This window comes from Gilliamella sp. Pas-s95 (assembly GCF_009795795.1).
In the GTDB taxonomy this organism is placed as follows: domain Bacteria; phylum Pseudomonadota; class Gammaproteobacteria; order Enterobacterales; family Orbaceae; genus Gilliamella; species Gilliamella bombicola.
In genome coordinates this window covers 18,613-27,383 of record NZ_WTFC01000037.1, presented here as the reverse complement: position 1 = coordinate 27,383, position 8,771 = coordinate 18,613, and the positions used below count along the sequence as shown (strand labels likewise).

The window sequence follows — 8,771 nt, the reverse complement described above, 5'->3', positions numbered from 1 at the left end:
AGCGCCCCAATAACAGCAAATTAACCGCTCCAAACCCTTTTTTTAACGATAATTTAAAATTAAATAAAATCAATAAATTATAAAACACCTTGGAATGGCAACACATTTTCAAACAAAAAAATTAAGGGATAAGTGTTTTTTAAATTCAACGGGAGGCAAGTAGCCTAACGAAGAATGTAATCGTTTATGATTATACCAATAAGCATAAGCCGAAAAAGCGCGTTGTAACTCAGCCGTTGAGTTGAAACGTTGGCCTTTTACAAATTCCGTTTTAATTGTTTTAAATGTCGCTTCCGCTACCGCATTGTCATAAGGACACCCTTTCTTGCTTAATGAATGCGTGATATTAAATGTCTTAAAACAATCCGCTAATAACCGATTATCAAACTCTTTACCTCGGTCCGAATGAAATAAATCTAATTTTGATAATGGCAGTTTAATTTTGCTTAATGCCGACATAACAAGCTCTGCTGTTTTATGTTGACCAACATGGTAACCGACAATCTGTCTATCGGATAAGTTCACTAAAACACATAAATAGTTCCAACGTTGCTTAACTTGAATATACGTTAAATCCGCAACAACAATTTGTTTTTTATCACCTACATCAAATTGTCGTTGCAGGTGATTTTCTGTGGCGGTTTCATTCACTTCCGTATTGTGAGATTGATAACGTTTAACGGTGTATTTTGATACCAGCAATAAGGCTTTCATCACCCGAGCAATGTAACGGCGTGACACCCAAATATTCTCTTTCTGTAAATCAAAACGAATTCGTCTTGTACCATAAGACTGATAGCTCTGATTAAATAGCGTCACGATTTTATTGGCGTGGGGCCCTACTGATTTTTGTCTATTCAATTTACACTGATAATAAGCGTAATGTCTTGATAATCCTAAATATTGACATAGTTTTGTTATGCTATAACGATGTCGATTTGCTTTTAGGATAGCGATTTTCGTCCTATTATCAGTGCTGCTTGCTTTAAAATATCGTTTTCCATACGGAGTTGTTTAAGCTCTTTACGCAACGCGATTAACTCTTGTTCTTGTGGACTGCGATTATCTTTTGTTTTAAATGAACCGCTTTGGCTTGATTGCGATATCCAACGGTCCAATGCTGATGGTGTCAAATCATATTCTGCAACGATTTCACTACGTGATTTACCATGTTGATAAAGACTGACCATTTGGTGTTTAAAATCATCTGTGAATGTTCGTCTTTTGCGTTTAATCTTATTCATATTTGTTCCTTTTTTAGTGGTGATAAGTTTACCTTACCCCTTAAAAAAGTTGTATGAATTAGTGTAGCCGATCCACCTCAAAAAAAGGGTTTTCAAAGATGAAATTGTTGTTTATCTTTATACAGCAAGATTTATCAAATCTTAAGTTCTACTTTAACGCCGTGTAGGCGGTTTAGAAATTTTCTTCTACAATAGCATCATTACATATCACCCTTAACGCCGTGTAGGCATTTAATTAAAATAAAATCAACTATATAATTATAAAGACACAACAATCTTTCCAAAAACGATGGTTATGTTATTTGTCTTATTCCGGCGTCAGAATGTGCCGACAACAGAGCGAGGTTAGCACGCCAAACAGGGATGTTTGGCGAGTTTGTGGCGCGCTTGGAGCGCGTCCACAAACGGTGCGTTAAGACCGAGCGCCGGCGTCGGGCAGCCGTAGGCCACATTCTGCAGCCAAGCGCGGGATTGCTAAGGGAATTCGCTTTAATTCTCTTAGCTCGGACGTGGTCACAATAGCTATTTTGTTCACTATAGGTCAAAACGTCCGAAACCTGCGCACTCAATTTATTCTATCCACCACCCCAAAAAGACCTAATTTTCCGCTCAAAAATCGGTCAGAAAATGTATTGATTTTATTAAAGTTTTTTCTGGCTGTTTTTTTACAAAAACCGCCTAATAAAAACACAACACCCCATCCCAAAAACGATGGTTATGTTATTTGTCCTATTCCGGCGTCAGAATGTGCCGACAACAGAGCGAGGTCAGCACGCCAAACAGGACGTTTGGCGAGTTTGTGGTGCGCCGGGAGCGCGTCCACAAACGGTGCGTTAAGACCGAGCGTCGGCGGAGGGCAGCCGTAGGCCACATTCTGCAGCCAAAGCGCGGGATTGCAAAGGGAATTCGCTTTAATTCCCTTTGCTCGGACTTGGTCACTATAGCTATTTTATTCACCCAAGGTCAAAACGTCCGAAACCACCGCACCCAATCCATCCTATTCACCAACCCAAAAAGGCCTGATTTTCTGCCCAAAAATCAGTCAGAAAAGGTATTGATTTTATTAAAGTTTTTTTTGATTGTTTTTTAACAAAAACCACCTTATACCAACGTCAAACCAAGCGACGGCACCTAGTAGCCTCAGGCCACATCCTGTACCCCATCCACCTATTTTAAAATAGACATAAACCATTCCACCGTTTTCGGATCCTGATGCGAAAAGAATAAACTATGACCTGTATCTAAAGCTGCTATACTTGCCATTTCTTGATTTGAAAGCGAGAAGTTAAATACGTCAAGGTTTTCTTTCATTCGTTCTTTTCGGGTCGATTTTGGTATGACCACAATTCCATTTTGAATCATAAAACGCAGTGCAACTTGAGCGACCGATTTTTGGTGGTTTTTGCCGATTTTAATAAGTACCGGATTTTGAAAGAAGTTGTTTTTTCCTTCGGCAAAAGGTGCCCATGATATGATTTGCGTATTTAGCTTTTGCATTACTTCGCGTGCAATTTTTTGTTGTTGAAATACATGTGTTTCAATTTGGTTGACAGCTGGTTTTATGCGAACAAAATGCGCTAAATCAATAAGGCGATCTGGGTAAAAGTTACTGACGCCGATTGCTTTAGCTTTGCCTTGTTCGTAAGCTTCTTCCATTGCGCGGTAAGTACCATAGTAGTCGTTAAATGGCTGATGGATTAGCAGTAAATCAATATAGTCGGTTTTTAATTTGCGTAATGATTCGTCGATCGATTGTTTGGCTTTTTCGTAGCCAGCATTAGTGATCCATATTTTGGTGGTAATAAACAGTTCTTGACGCGGAATGTCACTTTTGATTATGGCATTGCCAACTTGTTCTTCATTGCCATAAGCTTGTGCGGTATCAATGGCGCGATAACCGACGCTTATGGCATCTAATACACATTGCTCACATGTTTCTGGCGGAATTTGGTATACGCCATAACCAAGAATGGGCATTTTGATGCCATTGTTTAATGTGATATTTTCCAAGCTGTTTCTCCTTTTTAATGAATATTCATTAAAGATGATTTTTGGTCAATGATGGTGCAATCTCAATGGATTAATTCGCTAAATCAAAAATCCCTGCAATAACTTGCCGACTATAAACATCACTCATTTGCCAATCGACCGCATTTTGCGTTGCGTTATCAATCACCCGTTTTAAGTCATGTTCATTAATATTGAGCTGTTTAAGCGTGGTTGGGGTGCCGATTTTGTTAAACCATGCTTTTAATGCTTCAATGCCTTGTTCGGCTGTGGATAAGCCAAAAATCTGTTTAGCAAAACGTTGGAACTGTTTTGGATTACGATCGTGATACCATTTCATCCAAGCAGGCATAACCACCGATAATCCTGCGCCGTGTGGTACGTTGCAAATGGCGCTCATGGCGTGTTCTATCATATGGTTTGGGTAGCTAAATCCAGCTGTGCCTACATAAGTTAGGCCATTTAAAGCTAGCGTTGCGGCCCAAGCAAATTCACCACGCGCATCTAGATCGTTGGGATTTTTTAATAGTATTTCGGTGGTGCGGATGACGGTTTTGATGTTGGCTTCGATTTGTAAATTAATCAGTTCCGGTTGGGTGGTTGCGGTGAAGTATCCTTCAATAGAATGAGCAATAATATCAGCGGCCGAATACACCAAATAATCGCGGCTGACTGTGGTTTGTAGTTTAGGGTTAATCACCGAGACTTTAGGGAATAAGCAAAATCCATGGATTGGGTATTTTTGTTTGGTTTCTTCGTTTGTGATAACGCCGCCATTGTTCATTTCGCTACCTGTTGCTGCTAGTGTCATGACGTCAAAAATGTTGAGCGCTTTGGTTACTGAAGTGCCGGTAAAAAAGTCCCAAACATCGCCATCATACAGACTACCTGCCGCAATCGCTTTGGCACTATCTAAGCATGATCCTCCGCCAATACTAAGTACGCTGTCAGCAGCAAATTGTTTGGCTATTGTGATCCCTTCACGCACTTTGCTTAAGACAGGGTTGCTTTTTATTTTGCCACATTCGGTAAATTCAATGCCGTTTTGGTTTAGGCTTGTGGTTATGTCGTTAAATAAGCCGGACTGCTTTATGCGGTCACTGCCAAAGATAATGACCACTTTTTTGGCTCCAAACTCTTTCATATAGCGCCCTATATTTTTTTCTTTATCGATACCAAACTCTATACGCGTTGGGTTTTGAAAACTAAATTCATACATGATTTATTCCTTCAGGTAATATCATTTCATTTAAAATTAATTGTTGTTATCCCACCAATATTTTGCCGTGGCGCCACCATCGATTAATATGTCACTGCCCGTTATGTAGGCGCCTTTGTCTGACATGATGAATTCGGCAAGATTGGCAATTTCGTCAGGTGTGCCGCCCCGGCCTGCAGGGAGTTGTTTTAGCATATTGCGATAAAAATCTTTTCGGTCACCATTGAGTTCGTCGTTTGCTAAAGGGGTGTGGATTATGCCTGCGCTAATACAGTTTATTCTGGCGCCACGATGTCCCCATTTGGCCGCTTCCACTTGTACTTTTATGGCGTTGCCGCGTTTGGCTAGTTGATAGGCTTTTAAGGTGTCGTTGATGTTTTTTATAAATGGTAAATCAAGCAAAGCTTCGGTCGGGGTTAAGGCTAGGGCTTTAGTTTGTTCTTGTGTTAGAGGTGCTAGGCGGTGTGAAGATTGTGATCCAATGACTAACGCTGAACTGCCTTTTGCCATGATAGGACTAAAAGCGTCCAATAATAGGGCGTTGCCGTATAAGTCAACGTTGAATATTTGTGCGGCAAACGCTTGCGATGGCGATACCCCAGCAGTATTGACTAAGCCCATTATTTTGCCTAGTTTTGTGGCTGTTTCGACTAATTTGTTGACTGATTTTGGATTTGATACATCGCAAGCGGTGGTGTGTACATTGAATCCTGCATTGCGCAGTTGTTGTGCTTGCTTTTCGGCGTGTTCTGGGTTTAGGTCAGCTAATAGGAGTTGTTTGCCTATCGCTATGCGTCTAACAATTGCAATACCTATAGCCCCAGCTCCACTTAATACAATCACTTCTTTTGTCATGCGCCTCTCCTATTTTGCCTGTTGCTTACTCTTTGGCTATGATTTGATGCTATTTTAGCGAGGGTTTTTATTGAGATAAATGGGGAGGTGTTTTATAGTGTAGTGAATTAAATTCACTAATAAGGTCTGATTGTGTATAACTTAAATGAGTTAAATTATTTTATTATTGTGGCGCAGACCTCTAGCTTTGTTAAAGCAGGGCAATTATTGGGGATTACTTCATCAGCGCTAAGTCATAGTATGCGAAATTTAGAAACTCGATTAAACCTGCGCCTATTTAATCGTACCACGCGTAATGTGTCACTTACCGAGGCAGGCGAACAGTTATTCCGGAAAATTTCACCTTTATTTGATTCTATCCATCAAGAGGTTGATGCGTTAAACCATTTTATTAATACACCTTCAGGAACGATCCGAATTAATGCTCCAAGTATTGCTGTTGAACAGATTATATACCCTAAATTACGCGATTTTTTACCTCGTTATCCACAAATTAAAGTTGAAATTCAAGCTGATAATAGTTGGGCGGATATTGTTAAGCAGGGATTTGATATGGGATGCCGTTTAGGGAGTGATATTGCTAAAGAGATGATCGCCGTTAAGATATCGCCTCCTTTAAAAATGGCTTTAGTAGCTAGCCCCAACTATTTACAAGCGAAGGCTTTACCAATATGTGTTAAAGATTTGGACAAGCATCGTTTAATTGGTATGCGGATATCTTCTGAGCATGGTACAGAATTGCCATGGGAGTTTTTGGAAGCAGGCAAAATGGTTAAATACCATCCACATTCGCAATTTATGGTTAACAATCATTTGCGTAAACAAGCAGCTTTAGATGGTTTGGGTATTACTTGGCTTGCTCGTTCTGGTATTGAACAGGAATTGGCGTCCAGCCAATTGGTTGAGTTATTAGCCGAGTTTGCCATTACATATGATTCTTTTTATCTTTATTACCCAAGCCGCAAAGGGCATTCGAATGTCTTTAAGTTGATTATCGATGCGTTAAAGTGTTAGTCTTCTATGATAACTTTTAAACGTAAGTTACGTTTTTTTTATGCTCACTTTTGGTGCAAATTAGTCTGTTAAGCGCTGTTTATTCATTTTTATGCCTCAATGATAGGCAATTATAATTATTTTTAATTAGTATTTTTGCTTAGAAACAGTGATGATAGTGCCTTTTGTTAATGGACAACATGTACTATGGCATGATGCTTGCATTATTTTTAAGCAATCGTCATTGAAACTAACATAGTTGAAAGTCGCTAATAGGGCAGTTGTATTAATAATTGTAAGAACAAATCAAGAGGAGACATGCATATGCAAAATCATAACAGTAGTACCGTTGCTTTTGTTAAAGATCGGCGTGCTTCATTAATCAGTGCCATTTTTTTAATGGCGACATCAGCAATTGGCCCAGGGTTTATTACTCAAACGGCCACGTTTACCGTTACACTTGGCACTGCTTTTGGTTTTGGTATTTTAGCATCTATTATTATCGATTTTGTTGTTCAGCAAAATATTTGGCGAGTGGTGGCATTAACCAAAATGAATTCGTCAGATATTGCTAATGCAACGATTCCATTTAGCGGTTATTTGCTAGCTGTGCTGATCATCTTTGGTGGATTAGTCTTTAATATTGGTAATATTGCTGGTGCTGGGTTAGGTTTGAATGCACTAGTTGGGCTTGATCCGAAATGGGGTGGGGCAATTAGTGCGCTTTTAGCGGTTTATATCTTTTCGTCGCGTAAAGCGAGTAATTTTATTGATCGATTGATGATTGGTTTTGGTTTATTAATGATTATTTTGACATTATTTGTGGTGTTTGCATCACATCCGCCAATTGGTCAAGCGTTAAAAGAGACAGTTTTACCTAGTGATGTTAATTTTGCCTCGATTACTACTATTGTTGGGGGAACGGTTGGAGGGTATATTTCTTATGCTGGTGCTCACCGTTTACTTGATAAAGGCATGGTTGGTGTTGAGCATATTGATTATGTTTCAGGTGCGGCAACCAAAGGGATTATTGTTGTGGGCTTGATGCGCTATATTTTGTTTTTAGCCATTTTAGGTGTAGTGGCAAGTGGTGTGACAATTGATATTTCAAGTTATGCCGCCAACCCAGCATCGCAAGCTTTTCAGGCCGCTTTAGGCGAGTTTGGATTACGTCTTTTTGGTTTAATTTTATGGGCGGCAGCTATTACCAGTGTTATTGGAGCGGCTTATACTTCGATGACTTTTATTACACCTTTTAAACGAACAATTACAGACAAACAACGCCAATTTGCCACTATTATTTTTATTGTTGTTTCGCTTGTGGTCTATTTAGCTATGGGCACAGCACCAGCATCATTACTCGTTTTTGCCGGTGGCTTTAATGGTTTAGTGTTACCGCTTGGTTTGACTATTTTTGTGTATATTGGTTGGCGAAGAGCTGATCTTATGTCTGGATATCATTATCCAAGATGGTTATTGCTGTCAGGTGTAGTTGTATGTGCAATTACTTGGTATATGGGCATAATGTCGGTCGCTACTATTTTTAACTATTTAAAATAGAGGACAATATGACAATCACTAAATGTATTGATTTAAACAGTGACCTTGGCGAGAGCTTTGGTCAATGGCAGATGGGAAATGATGAGGCAATGCTAAAAGTTGTTAGCAGTGCCAATATTGCTTGCGGATTTCATGCCGGATCGCCAGCGGGTATTTTAAAGACATTAAAAGCGGCCAAAGCTAATCATGTCGAAGTCGGTGCTCATGTCGGTTATCCTGATTTAGTTGGTTTTGGCCGTCGTAATATGGATATAGCCGTCGATGAATTAACCGCAGATGTGATTTATCAAATTGGTGCACTAAAAGGGTTAGCCGCTTCAATGGGTGCTAAGGTGAGTTATGTTAAGCCTCATGGCGCATTATATAACACAATTGCGCATGATAAGCGTCAGGCAATGGCAGTGATTGATGCACTTTGTTCGGTTGATTCAACACTGATTTTAGTTGCGCTTGCGGGCTCAAAACTCATTGAGTGGGCCAAAGAAAACGGCTTGCGTGTGGTTGCCGAGGCTTTTGCTGATAGGGCATATCATGCCGATGGTACGTTAGTGTCTCGTAAAGAAGCGGGGGCTGTGTTGCACGATCCCGAGTTTGTTGCTGACCGTATGTTGCAATTGGTGAATGAGGGTGGTGTAACTGCTATCGAGGGGCAGTTTGTGCGTATCGATGCTGGTTCGATTTGTGTTCATGGTGATAGTGCCGGCGCTTTGGCTATGGCGCAAAAAGTCCGAGAAAAATTACAACAAAATGGCATCAATATCGCCTCGTTTGCTAAGGCTAATAATCGCTAGGTTAGTTAAATATTTGTAAAAATAAATTCAATTAACAACAAAAATTGAAATATGATTAGACAAGACGTTGTTAAGTGGCTATAAAATTGGTCGCTAATATAA

At 39.8% G+C, this 8,771-nt stretch carries 9 protein-coding genes; 4 read left to right on the top strand and 5 right to left on the bottom strand.

The annotated features are described in order from the left end of the window. Positions 1-108: 108 nt before the first annotated feature. Together GQ598_RS09595 and GQ598_RS09590 are read right to left on the bottom strand one after the other, a co-directional pair. Positions 109-921: an IS3 family transposase gene (locus tag GQ598_RS09595; protein ID WP_370516543.1), complete on the bottom strand. Its 813-nt coding sequence runs from the start codon at positions 919-921 to the stop codon at positions 109-111. Between the two features lie 23 nt (positions 922-944). Further along, entirely contained in the window at positions 945-1,244 is a 300-nt protein-coding gene (locus tag GQ598_RS09590) for a transposase (protein WP_091346816.1), read from the bottom strand. Between the two features lie 745 nt (positions 1,245-1,989). Here GQ598_RS09590 and GQ598_RS09585 point away from each other — a divergent pair. Then, positions 1,990-2,334, top strand: a complete 345-nt coding sequence (locus GQ598_RS09585) for a hypothetical protein (protein ID WP_160403928.1) — start codon at positions 1,990-1,992, stop codon at positions 2,332-2,334. 77 nt (positions 2,335-2,411) lie between these two features. On the opposite strand, the gene GQ598_RS09580 is transcribed toward GQ598_RS09585, so the two are convergent. The 3 genes from GQ598_RS09580 to GQ598_RS09570 all read right to left on the bottom strand — a co-directional run bounded on the left by GQ598_RS09580 (position 2,412) and on the right by GQ598_RS09570 (position 5,325). Continuing rightward, positions 2,412-3,254: an aldo/keto reductase gene (locus tag GQ598_RS09580; protein ID WP_160403927.1), complete on the bottom strand. Its 843-nt coding sequence runs from the start codon at positions 3,252-3,254 to the stop codon at positions 2,412-2,414. A 70-nt stretch (positions 3,255-3,324) separates the two neighbouring features. Then, entirely contained in the window at positions 3,325-4,470 is a 1,146-nt protein-coding gene (locus GQ598_RS09575; protein ID WP_160403926.1) for an iron-containing alcohol dehydrogenase, read from the bottom strand. Positions 4,471-4,506: 36 nt separating this feature from the next. Further along, a complete protein-coding gene (locus GQ598_RS09570; RefSeq protein WP_160403925.1) occupies positions 4,507-5,325 on the bottom strand; it encodes an SDR family oxidoreductase in 819 nt (272 codons plus the stop codon). Positions 5,326-5,457: 132 nt separating this feature from the next. Here GQ598_RS09570 and GQ598_RS09565 point away from each other — a divergent pair, with 132 nt between their 5' ends. The 3 genes from GQ598_RS09565 (at position 5,458) to GQ598_RS09555 (ending at position 8,669) form a co-directional block, all read left to right on the top strand. Further along, positions 5,458-6,339, top strand: coding sequence for a LysR family transcriptional regulator (locus GQ598_RS09565; protein ID WP_160403924.1), 882 nt, complete (start codon positions 5,458-5,460; stop codon positions 6,337-6,339). 297 nt (positions 6,340-6,636) lie between these two features. Then, positions 6,637-7,878 carry an NRAMP family divalent metal transporter gene (locus GQ598_RS09560; protein ID WP_370516540.1) on the top strand — a complete coding sequence of 414 codons (1,242 nt, stop codon included), beginning with the start codon at positions 6,637-6,639 and terminating at the stop codon, positions 7,876-7,878. Positions 7,879-7,892: 14 nt separating this feature from the next. Next, positions 7,893-8,669 carry a 5-oxoprolinase subunit PxpA gene (locus GQ598_RS09555; RefSeq protein WP_160403929.1) on the top strand — a complete coding sequence of 259 codons (777 nt, stop codon included), beginning with the start codon at positions 7,893-7,895 and terminating at the stop codon, positions 8,667-8,669. The last annotated feature ends 102 nt before the right edge of the window (positions 8,670-8,771 follow it).

What these genes read in the sequence shown, in the direction of transcription:
- GQ598_RS09590 (WP_091346816.1), bottom strand. Translation starts at nt 1,244, where the DNA reads ATGAATAAGATTAAACGCAAAAGACGAACATTCACAGATGATTTTAAA.
- GQ598_RS09585 (WP_160403928.1), top strand. Translation starts at nt 1,990, where the DNA reads ATGTGCCGACAACAGAGCGAGGTCAGCACGCCAAACAGGACGTTTGGC.
- GQ598_RS09575 (WP_160403926.1), bottom strand. Translation starts at nt 4,470, where the DNA reads ATGTATGAATTTAGTTTTCAAAACCCAACGCGTATAGAGTTTGGTATC.
- GQ598_RS09570 (WP_160403925.1), bottom strand. Translation starts at nt 5,325, where the DNA reads ATGACAAAAGAAGTGATTGTATTAAGTGGAGCTGGGGCTATAGGTATT.
- GQ598_RS09560 (WP_370516540.1), top strand. Translation starts at nt 6,637, where the DNA reads ATGCATATGCAAAATCATAACAGTAGTACCGTTGCTTTTGTTAAAGAT.